The organism is Enterobacter sp. J49 (genome assembly GCF_002148625.1).
In the GTDB taxonomy this organism is placed as follows: domain Bacteria; phylum Pseudomonadota; class Gammaproteobacteria; order Enterobacterales; family Enterobacteriaceae; genus Enterobacter; species Enterobacter ludwigii.
In genome coordinates this window covers 504,192-520,296 of record NZ_MWPY01000033.1, presented here as the reverse complement: position 1 = coordinate 520,296, position 16,105 = coordinate 504,192, and the positions used below count along the sequence as shown (strand labels likewise).

At 56.5% G+C, this 16,105-nt stretch carries 12 protein-coding genes; 5 read left to right on the top strand and 7 right to left on the bottom strand.

Annotated elements, in window-relative coordinates; genetic code table 11:
• Nucleotide 1: 1 nt before the first annotated feature.
• From paaC to paaA, 3 genes are read right to left on the bottom strand one after another with little or no spacing between them, the layout of a single operon-like run.
• A complete protein-coding gene (gene paaC, locus BJP35_RS15460) occupies nt 2-748 on the bottom strand; it encodes a 1,2-phenylacetyl-CoA epoxidase subunit PaaC (protein ID WP_047744591.1) in 747 nt (248 codons plus the stop codon).
• Nucleotides 749-756: 8 nt separating this feature from the next.
• Nucleotides 757-1,044: a 1,2-phenylacetyl-CoA epoxidase subunit PaaB gene (gene paaB / locus BJP35_RS15455; protein ID WP_003857353.1), complete on the bottom strand. Its 288-nt coding sequence runs from the start codon at nt 1,042-1,044 to the stop codon at nt 757-759.
• Between the two features lie 11 nt (nt 1,045-1,055).
• Complete coding sequence (paaA, locus tag BJP35_RS15450) at nt 1,056-1,985, bottom strand: 1,2-phenylacetyl-CoA epoxidase subunit PaaA (RefSeq protein ID WP_014169925.1); 930 nt, start codon at nt 1,983-1,985, stop codon at nt 1,056-1,058.
• 284 nt (nt 1,986-2,269) lie between these two features.
• On the opposite strand from paaA, the gene paaZ reads away from it, so the two are divergent.
• From paaZ to BJP35_RS15430, 4 genes are all read left to right on the top strand, one after another.
• A complete protein-coding gene (paaZ, locus tag BJP35_RS15445; RefSeq protein ID WP_047744590.1) occupies nt 2,270-4,309 on the top strand; it encodes a phenylacetic acid degradation bifunctional protein PaaZ in 2,040 nt (679 codons plus the stop codon).
• Between the two features lie 165 nt (nt 4,310-4,474).
• Nucleotides 4,475-6,751 carry a primary-amine oxidase gene (gene tynA / locus BJP35_RS15440; RefSeq protein WP_047744589.1) on the top strand — a complete coding sequence of 759 codons (2,277 nt, stop codon included), beginning with the start codon at nt 4,475-4,477 and terminating at the stop codon, nt 6,749-6,751.
• Nucleotides 6,752-6,918: 167 nt separating this feature from the next.
• Complete coding sequence (locus BJP35_RS15435) at nt 6,919-8,892, top strand: alkyl/aryl-sulfatase (RefSeq protein ID WP_047744588.1); 1,974 nt, start codon at nt 6,919-6,921, stop codon at nt 8,890-8,892.
• 79 nt (nt 8,893-8,971) lie between these two features.
• Nucleotides 8,972-10,078 (top strand): GGDEF domain-containing protein, encoded by a 1,107-nt coding sequence (locus tag BJP35_RS15430; protein WP_047744587.1) that lies wholly within the window; start codon nt 8,972-8,974, stop codon nt 10,076-10,078.
• Between the two features lie 41 nt (nt 10,079-10,119).
• Here BJP35_RS15430 and BJP35_RS15425 read toward each other — a convergent pair whose 3' ends face one another.
• The gene (locus BJP35_RS15425; protein ID WP_047744586.1) at nt 10,120-11,619 is read right to left on the bottom strand and encodes an aldehyde dehydrogenase family protein; all 1,500 of its coding nucleotides are present in this window, start codon (nt 11,617-11,619) and stop codon (nt 10,120-10,122) included.
• A 241-nt stretch (nt 11,620-11,860) separates the two neighbouring features.
• Here BJP35_RS15425 and feaR point away from each other — a divergent pair, with 241 nt between their 5' ends.
• A complete protein-coding gene (gene feaR, locus BJP35_RS15420; protein ID WP_014169920.1) occupies nt 11,861-12,769 on the top strand; it encodes a transcriptional regulator FeaR in 909 nt (302 codons plus the stop codon).
• Here feaR and BJP35_RS15415 read toward each other — a convergent pair whose 3' ends face one another.
• Genes BJP35_RS15415 through BJP35_RS15405 form a run of 3 tightly spaced genes read right to left on the bottom strand, consistent with a single transcriptional unit; the run spans nt 12,770 to nt 15,922 of the window.
• Entirely contained in the window at nt 12,770-13,087 is a 318-nt protein-coding gene (locus BJP35_RS15415) for a YdbL family protein (protein ID WP_014169919.1), read from the bottom strand.
• 7 nt (nt 13,088-13,094) lie between these two features.
• A complete protein-coding gene (locus BJP35_RS15410; RefSeq protein ID WP_014169918.1) occupies nt 13,095-13,286 on the bottom strand; it encodes a YnbE family lipoprotein in 192 nt (63 codons plus the stop codon).
• Nucleotides 13,283-15,922, bottom strand: a complete 2,640-nt coding sequence (locus BJP35_RS15405; protein WP_047744585.1) for a YdbH family protein — start codon at nt 15,920-15,922, stop codon at nt 13,283-13,285. The genes BJP35_RS15410 and BJP35_RS15405 overlap by 4 nt, the downstream gene beginning before the upstream one ends.
• Nucleotides 15,923-16,105 lie beyond the last annotated feature (183 nt).

The window sequence follows — 16,105 nt, the reverse complement described above, 5'->3', positions numbered from 1 at the left end:
CTTACCACTGCTGACCCGGATGGGCACGCTGGAGATACTGCATTTCTGCCAGCATTGGGCCGAGATGTTCGGTATGCAGCCCGCGCTTGCCCCCCGTGCGATACGCCACTTCCGACGGCACGCTCAGGGTGGCCTCCTGCAAACCGGAAAACACTTCCTGCTCCCACGGCTGACGAAGCTCGCGCGGATCAACCGCGACGCCGGAGGCAATCAACGCCAGCTCGACGTCATCGGCTTCAAACAGCTCGGCCGTAAACCGCCACAGGGTGTCGACCGCCTGCTGCATACGCTGTGAAGATATTTCCGTTCCGTCGCCCAGACGCACCAGCCAGCCACGACTGAAGCGCAGGTGGTAGCGCGCCTCTTTAATGGCTTTCGCGGCGATGGCGGCAAGCTGGCTGTCGCTGCTGTGGGTCAGGCGTTCATACAGCGCTACGTTCCAGGCATCCATAAAGTACTGGCGCGCGAGCGTGTCGGCGAAACTGCCGTTAGGCTGTTCCACCAGCAACACGTTGTGAAACTGGCGCTCATCACGCCCAAACGCCAGGGTGTCTTCATCGCCCTGACCTTCCAGCTCTGCGGCATAGGTCAGGAAATTGCGCGCCTGCCCCAGCAAGTCGAGGCCGATGTTGGCGAGCGCGAGATCGATTTCCAGCTCCGGCGCGTGACCACACCAGGCGCCCAGACGCTGGGAGAGCACCAGACCGTTGTCGCCCAGACGCAGGGCATATGCGGATAATGTTTTCATCCCTGACCTCACATGTGCTCGATGCCATCAGGGATGGTGTAAAACGTAGGATGGCGGTAAACCTTACTTTCCGCCGGGTCGAAGAACTCGCCGCTCTCTTCCGGCTGAGAGGCGACAATCTCGCTCGCCTTCACCACCCAGATAGAGCAGCCTTCACTGCGACGGGTATAGGCATCACGCGCATTTTCCAGCGCCATGCGATCGTCGGCGGCATGAAGACTTCCCACATGACGGTGGGACAACCCTTGTTTGCTGCGTACGAACACTTCGTACAGCGGCCAGTAGACATTGCTCATCGTGTTTCCTCTTAAGCCACTTTGCGGGCGTGTTGTTTTTCCGCGTGCGCCAGTGCGGCTTCACGCACCCACGCCCCGTCTTCCCAGGCTTTACGTTTGGCAGCCAGACGTTCGTGGTTACAGATACCGCGCCCGTTAATGACCTCATCAAACTCGTGCCAGTCGATCTCGCCAAAGCGGTAGTGACCGCTCTCTTCGTCAAAACGCAGGTCAGGATCCGGGACCGTCATGCCCAGCATTTCTACCTGCGGAACCGTGTTGTCGACAAAGCGCTGGCGAAGTTCATCATTGCCGAAGCGTTTGATTTTCCATGCGAGGCTGCGGGCGCTGTTCGGCGAGTTGTCATCGTTTGGGCCGAACATCATCAGAGCGGGCCACCAGAAGCGGTTAATGGCGTCCTGCAGCATCTGGCGTTGGGCGTCACTCCCCTGCGCAAGCGCCATACAGGCTTCAAAGCCCTGACGCTGGTGGAAACTCTCTTCTTTACAGATTTTCACCATCGCGCGGGCATAGGGGCCATATGAGGTACGGCACAGCGCCACCTGGTTGACGATCGCCGCACCGTCCACCAGCCAGCCGATCACCCCGATATCCGCCCAGCTCAGGGTCGGGTAGTTGAAGATGGATGAGTATTTCATCTTGCCGTCGAGCATCTTCTGGTAGATGTCTTCCCGCGCGCAGCCCAGCGTCTCGGCCGCGCTGTAGAGGTACAAACCGTGCCCGGCTTCGTCCTGCACTTTCGCCAGCAGGATCGCTTTGCGGCGCAGCGTCGGCGCGCGGGTGATCCAGTTTCCTTCCGGCAGCATGCCGACAATTTCGGAGTGCGCGTGCTGACCAATCTGGCGGATCAACGTCTTACGATAGGCATCAGGCATCCAGTCCTGAGGCTCAATCGCCGTCTCCTGCGCTATGCGCTGCTCAAAGCGTTGTTCTTGCGTCACGTCATCACCTTTATGATTCGATTATTTACCACTTAAAGTGAAATACTGAATCACTTCATTTCTTAAAAGTTACACAAAGGTTAAATATAACCCCAAGAAATGTTTCCCCATTTTGTGATGGTGCTCGCAAGGCTTTTTGCACAAGGCCTGCACGACGGGGCTTACGGCCATCTGCTTCATTATGCTGGATCACAATGTTAACAATTCATTAAAACTCAGCTTGCTTTTTATGATTCATAATTAAACTATTGATAGTGAAATCACGTAACACTTGGAGATAAGCGATGCAGCAGTTAGCCAGCTTCTTGTCCGGTGCCTGGCAGTCTGGCCGGGGCCGCGAACGTACTATCCATCACGCTATCAGTGGCGAAGCGCTGTGGTCCGTGACCAGCGAAGGGCTGGACATGGCGGATGCACGTCGCTATGCGATCGCGCGTGGCGGCGAAGCCCTGCGCGCCATGACCTTTATCGACCGGGCCGCCATGCTGAAGGCGGTGGCGAAACATCTGCTTAGTGAGAAAGAGATGTTCTATGCCCTGTCTGCCCAGACCGGGGCGACCCGAGCGGACAGCTGGGTGGATATTGAGGGTGGGATCGGGACGCTGTTCACCTATGCCAGCCTGGGGAGCCGCGAGCTGCCTGATGACACACTCTGGCCGGAAGATGAGCTGATCCCGTTGTCGAAGGAAGGCGGCTTTGCTGCGCGTCACGTACTGACGTCAAAATCGGGCGTGGCGGTCCATATCAACGCCTTTAATTTCCCGTGCTGGGGAATGCTGGAAAAACTGGCGCCTACCTGGCTTGCGGGGATGCCTGCCATTATCAAACCCGCCACCGCCACCGCGCAGGTCGCGCAGGCGATGGTGAAAGCGATTGTGGAGAGCGGTCTGGTGCCGGACGGCGCTATCAGTCTTGTCTGCGGCGGCGCGGGCGATCTGCTGAATCATCTCGACAGCCAGGATGTGGTGACCTTTACCGGCTCCGCCAGCACCGGCCAGAGCCTGCGCATTCACCCGAATATCGTGGCGAATTCCATTCCATTTACCATGGAAGCCGACTCCCTCAACTGCTGCGTTCTGGGGGAGGATGTGACGCCGGAACAGCCAGAATTCGCACTGTTTATTCGCGAAGTGGTACGCGAAATGACCGCCAAGGCAGGGCAAAAATGTACCGCCATCCGCCGCATAATTGTGCCTCAGGATCGGATGGATGCCGTCAGCCAGGCGCTGATCGCGCGGCTGCAAAACGTGGTCGTCGGCGACCCGGCAGAGGACGGGGTGAAGATGGGTGCGCTGGTGAACGGCGAGCAACGCGCGGACGTGCAGGAGAAAGTCGATCTGTTGATTGCGGCGGGTTGCCAGGTCAGACTCGGCGGAAAAGCCGATCTGCAGGCTGCGGGGGCATTCTTTCCGCCGACGCTGCTTTTCTGCCCACAGCCAGATGAAACCCCCGCCGTGCATTGCACCGAAGCCTTCGGCCCGGTCGCCACGCTGATGCCCTCCCGCAATTCAGACCACGCGATGCAGCTGGCACGGGCGGGTGGCGGGAGTCTGGCCGGTACGCTGGTCACCGCCGACCCGGCTATCGCCCGCCAGTTTATTGCCGGCGCGGCGCGGGCGCACGGACGAATTCAGATCCTTAACGCCGAATCCGCCAGGGAGTCCACCGGACACGGCTCTCCGCTGCCGCAGCTGGTGCACGGCGGTCCTGGCCGCGCAGGTGGCGGTGAAGAGCTGGGAGGACTGCGTGCGGTGAAGCACTATCTGCAGCGCACCGCCATTCAGGGCAGCCCGACCATGCTTGCCGCCATCGGCAAACAGTGGGTACGGGGTGCTGCGGTTCAGGAAGATCGCGTTCATCCGTTCCGGAAATACTTTGAAGAACTGCAGCCGGGCGACAGTCTGCTGACCCCGCGCCGCACCCTGACGGAAGCCGATATCGTTAACTTTGCCTGCCTGAGCGGCGATCACTTCTACGCCCATATGGACAAAATCGGCGCGGCAGAATCCATCTTTGGCGAACGGGTGGTGCACGGTTACTTCCTGATCTCTGCCGCGGCGGGTCTGTTTGTTGATGCCGGCGTTGGGCCGGTGATTGCCAACTACGGCATGGAAAACCTGCGCTTTATCGAACCGGTTAAGCCGGGCGATACCATTCAGGTGCGCCTCACCTGTAAACGTAAAACGCTGAAGAAACAACGGACCGCCGATGAGAAGCCGACCGGCGTGGTCGAATGGGCCGTTGAGATCTTTAACCAGCACCAGCAGGCGGTCGCGCTCTACTCCATCCTGACGCTGGTGGCGCGCCAGCACGGCGACTTCTGACACGTTCCTCTCTCGCACATTGACCGGGGTGTGATATTGCCCCGGTCTTTTTTTAACCTGGCAAGACTAACAAATAACCTGGCAGATGCAGGCAAACGCTTTTCTCGGGCGCCTGTCAGGATAAGGCTGTCACAACACAATAAACACAACAAGATGAGGTCTACGATGGGAAGCAATTCTTCTTTTTCTGCCCGTAGAACGGCACTGGCTATGGCCGTTGCGCTGTGTTGCGCCTGGCAATCACCTGTTTTCGCACACGGCAGTGAGGCGCATATGGTTCCGATGGACAAAACGCTGCAGGCGTTTGGCGCCGATGTGCAGTGGGATGATTACGCACAGATGTTTACCCTTGCGAAGGACGGGGCATATGTGAAGGTCAAGCCCGGCGCGAAAACCGCTATTGTGAACGGCAAAACCCTCACGTTGCAGGTGCCGGTGGTCATGAAAGGCAAAAAAGCGTTCATCTCCGAGACCTTCATCAACGACGTTTTCCAGTCGGGTCTCGACCAGACCTTCCAGGTTGAAAAACGCCCTCACCCGTTAAACGCGCTAACGGCTGACGAAATTAAGCAAGCCGTGGAGATTGTGAAAGGCTCTGCGGATTTTAAACCGAACACCCGCTTCACCCAGATAGCCCTGGCCGAACCCGAGAAAGCCAAAGTGTGGGACTTTGTGCTCAACGGCACGGCGGTGGACTCTCCCCGCCAGGCGAACATCACCATGCTGGACGGTAAACACGTTATTGAAAGTCTGGTGGACCTGAAGGCTAAAAAGATCCTGCGCTGGGACGCCGTTAAAGATGCCCACGGCATGGTGCTGCTGGATGATTTTGCGACCGTTCAGCAGATCATCAACGAGAGTGCTGAGTTTGCCGAGGTTCTGAAAAAGCGCGGCATTACCGATACGAAGAAAGTGATCACCACGCCACTGACCGTCGGCTATTTCGATGGCAAAGATGGCCTGAAACAGGAAGACCGGCTGCTGAAAGTGGTGAGCTATCTGGACGTGGGCGACGGCAACTACTGGGCGCACCCGATTGAGAACCTGGTGGCAGTGGTCGACCTTGAGCAGAAGAAGATCCAGAAGATTGAAGAAGGTGCCGTTGTGCCGGTGCCGATGACGCCGCGTCCGTATGATGGACGTGACCGCATTAACACGCCGAAAAAGCCGCTCGACATCATTGAGCCGGAGGGCAAAAACTACACCATCACCGGCGATATGATTCACTGGCAGAACTGGGATTTCCATCTGAGTCTGGATTCCCGCGTGGGCCCAATGATTTCTACCGTCACCTACAATGACAACGGCAAAAAACGCCAGATTATGTATCAGGGCTCCCTGGGCGGGATGATCGTCCCTTACGGTGACCCTGACGTGGGCTGGTACTTCAAAGCCTATCTGGATTCCGGCGACTACGGCATGGGCACCCTGACCTCTCCGCTGGTGCGCGGCAAAGACGTGCCGTCCAACGCCGTGATGCTCAATGAAACCATTGCCGATTATACCGGTGCGCCGATGGAGATCCCCCGCGCCATCGCCATTTTTGAACGCTACGCAGGACCGGAATATAAACACCAGGAGATGGGTCAGCCTAACGTCAGTACCGAGCGGCGCGAGCTGGTGGTTCGCTGGGTAAGCACCGTTGGCAACTACGACTATATTTTCGACTGGGTATTCCACGAAAATGGCACCATCGGGATTGATGCCGGTGCAACGGGGATTGAGGCGGTGAAAGGCGTACAGGCGAAAACGATGCATGACCCTACTGCCAAAGACGATACCCGATACGGCACATTAATTGATCACAACATCGTCGGGACCACCCACCAGCACATCTATAACTTCCGTCTCGATATGGATGTGGATGGCATCAACAACACGCTGGTGGCAATGGATCCACAGGTGAAACCGAACCCCGCCGGCGGCCCGCGAACCAGCACCATGCAGATCAATCAGTACGCTATTGATACCGAGCAGCAGGCGGCGCAGAAATTTGACCCGGGCACCATTCGTCTGCTGAGCAACACCAGCAAAGAGAACCGCATGGGGAACCCAATTTCGTATCAGATAATCCCTTACGCCGGGGGGACGCACCCGGTGGCGACCGGCGCGAAGTTCGCCCCGGACGAGTGGATCTATCACCGCCTGAGCTTTATGGATAAACAGCTGTGGGTGACGCGTTACCATCCGGATGAGATGTACCCGGAGGGCAAATTCCCAAACCGCTCAACCCACGATACGGGGCTTGGCAAATACAGCAAAGATAACGAGTCGCTAAACGATCAGGATGACGTCGTCTGGATGACCACCGGCACAACCCACGTCGCCCGCGCCGAAGAGTGGCCAATCATGCCAACGGAATGGGTGCATACCCTGCTCAAACCGTGGAACTTCTTCGACGAAACGCCGACACTCGGCAGGAAAAAAGACGCGCAGAAATAAAAACAGACCGGGCGTAATGCCCGGTTTTTTATTCGTTTATTTGCTGAATATCTCATCCTGATTATAGTTATTTTACTCCACTCATTCCGATTGCATCTTTTGAAACATTTTCAGCCAGGACGCGAAGTTTTCACAAACGACGTAGTACTTTCTCTGAGAGGTTTTAAATGAAATTGAATCTGATTGTCAGAAGTTTCGTGCTGGCTGGAATGATCATGTCCAACAGTCCCTCTTATGCGGCGGAAGCACCAAAGGACGCGTCTGCCGCAACACAACAAGCCAACAATGCCCTTTTTAACCAGCTTCCTTTCTCCGATAACACTGATTTTACCAATGCCCATAAAGGATTTATCGCTCCACTTCCTCAGGACGTTATCAAAGGCGAACAAGGCAATGTCATCTGGGATCCCCAACAGTATTCATTTATTAAAGAAGGTGATAAATCGCCGGATTCGGTAAACCCCAGTTTATGGCGTCAATCCCAGCTGATTAATATCAGCGGTCTGTTTGAAGTTACCGAAGGGGTATATCAGATCCGCAATCTCGATCTGTCAAATATGACCATCATCGAAGGCAAAGAAGGGATTACCGTCGTTGACCCGCTGGTCTCGGCAGAAACCGCCAAAGTCGGCATGGATCTTTATTACAAAAATCGCGGCCAAAAACCGGTCGTGGCGGTGATTTATACCCACAGTCATGTTGACCACTATGGCGGTGTGCGGGGTGTGGTTGATGAAGCAGACGTGAAGGCTGGCAAGGTAAAAGTTTATGCCCCTTCCGGATTTATGGAGGCGGCGGTTGCGGAAAATATCATGGCGGGCAACGTTATGAGTCGTCGCGCCAGTTATATGTATGGCAACCTGCTGAAGCCTGATGCAAAAGGACAAGTGGGTGCGGGTCTGGGGACGACCACGTCCGCCGGTACCGTCACCCTTATCGCGCCGACCAACATCATTGAAAAAGACGGACAAAAAGAGGTCATTGACGGGCTGACCTACGATTTTATGCTGGCCCCCGGCTCTGAAGCGCCTTCAGAGATGCTCTGGTTTATCGAAGAGAAAAAAATCATTGAATCCGCAGAGGATGTGACCCATACGCTGCATAACACCTACTCGCTGCGCGGCGCAAAAATTCGTGAACCGCTGCCCTGGTCAAAATATATTAACCAGGCGATTGTGCGCTGGGGCGATAAAGCCGACATCATCATGGCACAGCATCACTGGCCAACCTGGGGCAATGATAATGTCGTCACACTGCTGAAGAGCCAGCGCGACCTCTACCGTTACATCAACGACCAGACGTTACGCATGGCGAATGAAGGCCTGACGCGTGATGAAATCGCCGCTAATTTTAAACTCCCGGATTCCCTCGCCCATACCTGGGCTAACCGCGGTTACTACGGTTCTGTCAGTCATGACGTTAAAGCCACCTATGTGCTCTATCTGGGCTGGTTCGACGGTAATCCCGCCACGCTGGATGAACTGCCTCCTGAAGAGGCTGCGAAGAAATTCGTTGAGTATATGGGCGGCGCGGAGGCCATTCTGAACAAAGCGAAAACTGACTTTGATCAGGGCAACTATCGCTGGGTGGCGCAGGTCGTGAGTAAAGTGGTGTTTGCCGACCCGAACAATCAGGCCGCGCGTAATCTGGAAGCAGATGCGCTGGAACAGCTGGGTTATCAGGCGGAATCCGGCCCGTGGCGCAACTTCTACCTGACCGGCGCGCAAGAGCTGCGTAACGGCGTGGTGAAAGGCCCGACCCCGAACACCGCCAGCCCGGATACCGTGCGGGCGATGACGCCAGAGATGTTCTTCGACTACCTTGCCGTTCATATCAATGGCCAAAAAGCCGGCGATGCCAAATCGGTGTTTAACATCGATCTGGGCAGTGATGGCGGCAAATACAAACTTGAACTGGAAAACGGCGTGCTGAACCACACGGCAAATGCCGAAGCGAAAGACGCTGACGCTACGCTTACCCTGAACCGTGATACCCTGAATAAAATTATCCTGAAAGAAGTCACGCTCAAACAGGCGCAGGACAGTGGCGATATCAAGATCAGCGGCGACAGTGCCAAACTGGACGCTATGCTTGGCTATATGGATAAGTTCGATTTCTGGTTTAATATTGTGACACCGTAACGGTGCAAAACAGACGGGCGGTCCGGTCCTTCCGCCCGTTCCTGCTTCACTTGCTCCCAGGAAAGGGTAAAGAGCATTTATGGAAAAAAGAAAAAAAACGACGCCAGAGCGGGCTGCCTGGCCGACGCGTCAGGCGATGGTTATGCACGGGCTGGCGATGAACCTGCCGTGGCTGGCATTCGTCAACATCAGCTTCGCCGTGATGATCCTGCTGCGCCACGTCTCGCTTAAACCCGACGACCCCCTCTACCTCCGGTCGCTGCCTCTGCTGAAGTTTATCGATGCCTCGATGTTCGGCATTATTATTCTGTCAGCTGCGTTAATCATCATGGCCTGGCGACGTATTGCCGGCATCAGCGTGGTGCTCTTTTTCTGTAGCGTCATCTGGTCGATATCCTGTTTCTGGTTTATCACCGATCTGTTGCTGCCTCACGTCTGGCCCCTGTGCGCGATTCTGTTACTCGCCGGGTTGACGGCGCTCTACTTTTACCCCCGTGGGTTACTCGCCTTCGTGATCCCGCTCTGGGTCACGCTACCGGTCGCAAGCTGGGTACTCAATGATGGTGTCAACCTTCACTTTGCCGCCGTCTGGACCGTCTTTACGCTGATTTTGCTCTGCGGGCGTTTCATCCTGATAAGCTGGTTTGATGAGGCCTGGCGACGTAACCAGCAAAACCAGCTGTTGATTTCGCGGCTGGAAGCGCTGGCGCATCAGGATCCGTTAACCCAGACCGCCAACCGTCGCAAGATGGAAGTGGTGCTGGAGAATGCCGTTGAGCAGAAAAAATCCTTCTCGCTGATTATGCTGGATATAGATTATTTCAAACTTTACAACGACACCTATGGTCATCAGGCCGGTGACGAATGTTTGACCCGCGTGGCGCAGGTGCTCCGGCAGTCGGTGCGAACACCTGATGATGTCGTGTCTCGCTACGGCGGTGAAGAGTTTGTGGTGATCCTCTTTGATTGCCCGGAAAACACAGCCGAAAAAGTTGCCATGCGTATTCAGGACGGCCTGCGCGCGGAAGCGATAGCGCACGATGCCTCAAAAGTCAGCGATCACGTCACCGTAAGCATGGGCATTGCAGGAATGGCAGAGGGTCTGGCGGGGACGGAGATTATCGCCCGCGCCGATGAGGCGCTGTACCGGGCGAAAGCGGCCGGACGGGACCGCTGGTCACGATAGCCGTGTCGGGTGGCCGTTGCGCCAGCCCGACACGCTTTGTTTTAATACCGTACACATACCGATTTGGTTTCACACCAGCCATCCAGCCAGTCCGGGCCGAAATCGCGCCCAGTGCCGGACTGCTTCATGCCACCAAACGGCAGGTTGGCGTCGATCAGGGTATGGCTGTTCACCCAGACGGTCCCCGCCTGCAGCCGGTCGGTGTATTCCAGCGCCTTGCTGATATTTTGCGTCCAGACGCTGGCCGTCAGCCCGTATTCGGTGTCGTTGGCCAGCGCCAGCGCTTCTTCGCCATCCGCGACGCGCACCAGGTTGACCACCGGGCCGAACACTTCTTCGCGGGTGAGTCGCAGCGCGGCATCCGGGTTCACCACCAGCGTCGGCGACACGTAATAACCGTTGCCATCCGGCCCCCGGTTACCGGTGATCAACTCCGCATTGCGCGATTTTGCCTCGTCGAGGAAGGTCTGCACTTTATCGCAGTGCGCGCGGGAGACCAGCGGGTTGATGAACGCCTCCGGCGACATGCCCGGCCCGACGCTCAGGGATTTCACCGCCTGCTCAAACCCGCTAACCAGCGTGTCAAACAGCGGCGCTTCAATATAGATACGGGAGCTCGCCGCACAAACCTGCCCCTGGTTCAGGAAGCTGCCGGTCATCAGGCCTTCAATTACCCAGGCCGGGTCAGCATCTTTCAGCACAATAGCCGGGTTTTTACCCCCCAGCTCCAGCGTCACCCCCGTGAGCGTGTCCGCCGCCGCGCGGGCAATTTGCTTGCCTGTCGCCGTTGAGCCAGTAAAGCTCACTTTGGCAATATGCGGATGTGAGGTCAGCGCGGCACCGCACACCGCACCGCTTCCCGTGACCACGTTAAACACCCCGTCGGGGATGCCCGCTTCACTTGCCAGTTCCGCCACGCGCAGCATGGTGAGCGGCGTGGTTTCTGAAGGCTTAATGATGATGGAACACCCCGCCGCCAGCGCAGGCATGACTTTCCACATCCCGATCATCAGCGGGAAGTTCCACGGCACAATCCCGGCCACCACGCCAACCGGCTCTTTGCGCGTCCACGCCTGATAGCGGGCCCCCTGCGGTAAGGGGATGGAGAGGTCGAGGGTTTTACCGGCAATTTTCGTGGTAAGCCCTGCGGTATAGCGCATCCAGTTCAGGGTGCAGCCCACTTCAAAGGCGCGGGAGATATGAATGGATTTCCCCTGCTCCAGCGTCTCAAGCTGGGCCAGCTCTTCGCTGTGCTGCTCAACCAGATCGGCGAAATGCAGCAGGATACGCTCACGCTCTGCCGGTAATTTTCCGGCCCAGCTACGGGCAACAAACGCACGCCAGCCGGACATCACGGCGCGGTCGACATCATCAACGCTGGCATCGGCGGTGGAGGCGATGACGTCGCCCGTTGCCGGGTTATAGACATTGAGCCGCTTTTCACTGTCCGACGCGGCCTGACGCCCTTCAATCCACAGGCCATGATGTCGGTCTAAAAAATGCTGTACGGCAGGCTGAACGGCTACCTGAGATTCAGACATAGGGTACTCCTTCGTTTTTATTCGCAGGGTGTTAATGCAGTCTAAGAGGGGTTTTGGATTCTCGCTTTTGTCTCTGTGACATTCGCTTTGCCACCTGTGACAGGCTCCGCAAATCGTGATAATTCCGTCTTATAACGCTGTTACCGGTGAGTGTTCTTTCCTATAGTCAGCCTCATAGCTCTGACAAAATGCAACACAAATGCAACAATGCAAAAACATTGACGGTGCAGCGAGATAAGCGATGGCGTGTGCAAGCGAAGAGGAACAGTATCAACAGTGGCTGGCACAAATTAACCAGGTCTGCGGGCGTTTTAATGCGCGTCCGCTGGAGGGGGAATTCGTCGGCGAGCTGGAAACCAGCTATGCCCGTAGCCTGAAGTTAAGCACCGTAACCGCAGGTGGCGTTAACCTGTTCCGATCCCGCCATGAGATTAACGACAGTAACGATGCCTGGTTCTACACCGTATTTCAGCTGGAAGGCAGCGCGGAGATTGAACAGGACGACCGCCGCGCGGTGCTGAAGACCGGCGATATCACGCTGCTTGATGCTTCCCGCCCGTGCTCCATTGCCTGGCATGAAAAATCCCGCCAGATTTCGCTGCTGGTTCCGCGCCAGATTATTGAGCAACAGTGTCGTTTTCAGGAGGTAAGCTGCGCGCTCACCCTTTCGCGCACGCTGCCCACCGTTCAGTTAAGCCACCACCTGCTGATGGAAAGTATGGGGAATGCCGATCTGAGTGACCGGGAGAGTGAAGCGGCGCTGGAAGCGATGATCTGTCTGCTTCGCCCCGCGTTCCAGCAGCGCGACGTGGCTCAGCCACGTAAAGAACGCCTGTTCCGCAATGTGCTGTCATTGATTGACGATCATATTCAGTCTGAATCACTGCGACCGGAATGGATTGCTGCACAGAGCGGGATGTCGGTGCGAAGCCTCTACCGCATGTTTGCTGATAAGGGGCTGGTGGTCGCCCAGTACATTAAAAACCGCCGTCTCGACCTGTGCGCACAAGTGTTGCGCTCCGCCAGCGATGATGAAAAGCTGGCGGGCATTGGCTACAGCTGGGGCTTTTCCGACCACAGCCATTTTTCAACCGCTTTTAAGCAACGTTTTGGCGTCTCGCCTGGCGAATATCGTAAGCGCTTTCGCTAACTACTTCTTCAGCCATTTCCCGTTGATGCCTTTCACGTACTCGCCCGGCTGGGCGCGGGCAACCAGCTTTTGCCCTGCCATTTTCGCCACTTCATCCACCGGCAGATTGTTGCTGTCAGCCAGCTTCTGATAGCTTTCCGTGCGCGCGGCGTTAATGCGATTGACCAGCGCCAGGGTTTCCGCATCCTGTTTGATTGGCGCAAGATAACCGCTCAGGGTTTCCCCCACGCGCCCCTGCGTCCGGGCGTCATTTAAGGTCAGCGTTGCCGCCTGCACGTTCATGCCGAGCGCCAGTAACATCAGAGCTAATCGTTTCATGGCATCCTCAGAACAGATCGCTGCGTGATTTCAGCAGGGTTTCAACGTCTTTATCGACCTTAATGTGGATCTCATGTTCGATTTTGACATTCATATTGATGGTAATCGGCTCCTTCGGCGCGGCGACTTCAATGCGCGGCGTACAGCCGGTCAGTAGCGCGGCAACGGCAACGGTGAGCACACCAGCCATCTTTTTCATTGTTGTTCCTCACTTTCCTTGCCAGTCGAACTGCGGATACCAGGTATTGCCGCGTGTTGCTCAAACCAGGTTTGCAGGTTGTCTCCAAAACGCAGGCTGCGCCAGAGGGTAAAGACATTCTCTTCATGGGTATAGTTCAGATTAACGTAGCTGCTTTTACCCTCTACCCGGCTGGTTCCCTTAAGGGTCGCCTGCATGGTTAATTCACCCAGATTATCTAAATTGATTCTTGTCCACGAGCGAGAAATTTCCATATAGCGCAGCCAGTTAATTGCGGCGCCCGCCACCATATTATCTTTTACGATGGCGTCCGCCGTGTCTTTATCGATACGCAGCGTCATCGGGCCGGGGTTGGTCAGCCAGCCATCTTTGATGATCCATTTTTCATTGTCCAGCCAGAACGGCAGCGCCCCGCTCACCGGGCCAGACATCGCAAACTGCTTCGGATTAACAGCGCTGATCAGCTCGCTGGAGGAGATATTGTCTACCCGCAACAGCGCCGGATCGTGTTGCGGCATCCTCAACTGCTGCATGGTGATTTTTCCGCCGAGGGTTTCCACCTTCACATTGGTGAGCAGAAGCGGGTTCGCCTCACTCCAGGGGTAGTCACCCTGCAGATCCGCCGTAATATTCCGCGCGGTCACCAGGTTTACCACCTCGCCAATCCGCAAGGTTACTGGGCCGCGCGTTCCCAGCGACCAGGTGCCCTCACTAAACCGGAACGGCAGGACAAAGTCGACGCCGTTGATCTGGTTGTCTGGCATCCATGCGCTACCGGCTTTCAGTACGCCGTGACCGCCCGCCTCAAAGCCCTGACCCGCGGCGGCCGAGAAGGCCACCTGCGCATACAGTTCGCCGTCACGCAGCGTCATTTTCCAGTCTGGCGGGATCAACGGCTGGAACACGGTGAGCGATTGTTTCGGCCACCAGGCCTGCCCGCGAAGGCGTTCCCCGTCCCAGCGTCCGTTAACCTGTACCGGTCCGATAGCATCAGCATGCAGATCGCCCTTGAACTGGAACAGTGTCGGGTCTGTTCCGTCTACGCTGAAGGTCAGCACCGACGGCGGCAATACGCTGCCGCCGCTGAAACGGGTTTGCCCGGCATTCAGCGACAGCGCTCCGCTGAACGTCGGCTTGTCAGGATCGCGGTACCAGCGCACCGGGTTATCCAGCACCAGACGGGGTTTACTGACCTCCATGGCACCGTACTTGAGCTGGTCAAAACCGGTTGAAAGCGCGGTCAGCTCAATAAGTTTGTCGCGCCATTCGCCTTTTCCGGCAACATCCCAGCGCGCATTCATTGGGGTGAAGCCCCCTTTGCCCCAGTAGCGCCACTGCCACAAGCCGTTGTCGGGTAAAAAGTCACTGGCCTGGCCATCCAGATGCAGTTCAAAATCACCCATCTCGTTCTCGTGCGCCCGCAAAATGGCCTGCAGGCGTCCATCGACCCCCTTTTGGGTCAGCTTAACGCCCGCCAGCGGCCAGCGAATTTCATCAATATCCAGTGAATCGATAATGCGACCACGTGAGCGCAGCAGCGCGCCCGGCTCAAAGGAGAGCTGCGGTTCATACAGGCTTCCGGTCAGTTTTGCCGGCAGTCTGGCATAGAGCACCAGGTCGTTATGTTTCGCCTCGCCGCTCAGATGAAGCGGCATGTCGCTTTGTTCCATACTGAGCCTGCCCGGTCCGATATTCAGCACCGCGTTGCCCTTCCCCGCATCCCCTTGAGTGAGCACATTCAGACGCCCGGTCAGGGTCGCTTTCTCAAGCCCCGCCTGCCAGTTATCGACACGAAGGCCAACCCGCCCGCTCAGCGGCATGCCGGAAAGGTTCCAGTTCCAGCGTCCGTCACTGATATTCAGCTGTTCCGCGGTTATTTGCCACGGCAGATCGAGCAGCGGATCGGGGTTATCCCGCGCCATGACCACCAGTTGCCCCTGATTGGCTTCCCAGTCGAGATCGGCATCGACCAGCGAGGTTAACTGTGGCACGTTAAAGGTCGCAACCGCATGGCCTTTAACCGGCACGCCGTCCGGCACCAGCGGCAGGGTGAATTGTCCCACCAGTTTTATCGGCTGTGGCTGGACGGGAAGATGTACATCGAACTGGGTGACAGAGAGGGTCTGACCGCGGAGCATCCCTTTAATGCTGACCTGCTCACCTTTGTAGGTAATCTCCTGACGCGCAGGCGTCAGCGACGCCTGAAGTTCTCCCTGCCACTGCTGCCAGGGCGAGAGCGTCAAACGATGGACAGTAAGCCAGGTATTCGGTAACACCGCCTGCCACTGCGCCAGCGTTTTGGGCGCGACCGTAGACGGTGCGGACTGGGGAATTTTATTGAGGCAAACGGAGTTCAGTTCGAGCGCGCCGATATCCAGTTTCCAGCGGCTGGGGTGCGACAGGGTCGCGTTATCGACTCGGGCAATTTCGCAGTCATCCACAAGATAGCGAAGATCGGGGATGATCAGGGCATGACGCGTGAGTCTGGGACTTTGTTCAAAGGCGATGCGTGTCCCGACAGGAAGCCAGATCCCGGCAATGGTTGGTACCCACTGGGCAAGGGTCATCAGCAGCGTCAGCGGCACCAGAATGAACAGCAGTAAGAGCGCGATTGCGGCTTTGTATGTACCCCTCATGGGCAGTTAATATCCTGATTTAGCGAAAGAATTAAGCCGACAGTGCCGATCATTGTCGCATGTTTAGCCAGTCAGTTGAAGAGAATGCCAAATTTAAGGATAGATGCTCTAAAATAATTGATAGAACTTATTGAATTCAATAATATTTCAGAAATTGTAAGATAATTTCAATCATGCTAACGT

Coding starts and splice junctions, on each gene's coding strand:
- paaC (WP_047744591.1), bottom strand. CDS start 748: ATGAAAACATTATCCGCATATGCCCTGCGTCTGGGCGACAACGGTCTG.
- paaB (WP_003857353.1), bottom strand. CDS start 1,044: ATGAGCAATGTCTACTGGCCGCTGTACGAAGTGTTCGTACGCAGCAAA.
- paaZ (WP_047744590.1), top strand. CDS start 2,270: ATGCAGCAGTTAGCCAGCTTCTTGTCCGGTGCCTGGCAGTCTGGCCGG.
- tynA (WP_047744589.1), top strand. CDS start 4,475: ATGGGAAGCAATTCTTCTTTTTCTGCCCGTAGAACGGCACTGGCTATG.
- BJP35_RS15435 (WP_047744588.1), top strand. CDS start 6,919: ATGAAATTGAATCTGATTGTCAGAAGTTTCGTGCTGGCTGGAATGATC.
- BJP35_RS15430 (WP_047744587.1), top strand. CDS start 8,972: ATGGAAAAAAGAAAAAAAACGACGCCAGAGCGGGCTGCCTGGCCGACG.
- BJP35_RS15425 (WP_047744586.1), bottom strand. CDS start 11,619: ATGTCTGAATCTCAGGTAGCCGTTCAGCCTGCCGTACAGCATTTTTTA.
- feaR (WP_014169920.1), top strand. CDS start 11,861: ATGGCGTGTGCAAGCGAAGAGGAACAGTATCAACAGTGGCTGGCACAA.
- BJP35_RS15415 (WP_014169919.1), bottom strand. CDS start 13,087: ATGAAACGATTAGCTCTGATGTTACTGGCGCTCGGCATGAACGTGCAG.
- BJP35_RS15410 (WP_014169918.1), bottom strand. CDS start 13,286: ATGAAAAAGATGGCTGGTGTGCTCACCGTTGCCGTTGCCGCGCTACTG.
- BJP35_RS15405 (WP_047744585.1), bottom strand. CDS start 15,922: ATGAGGGGTACATACAAAGCCGCAATCGCGCTCTTACTGCTGTTCATT.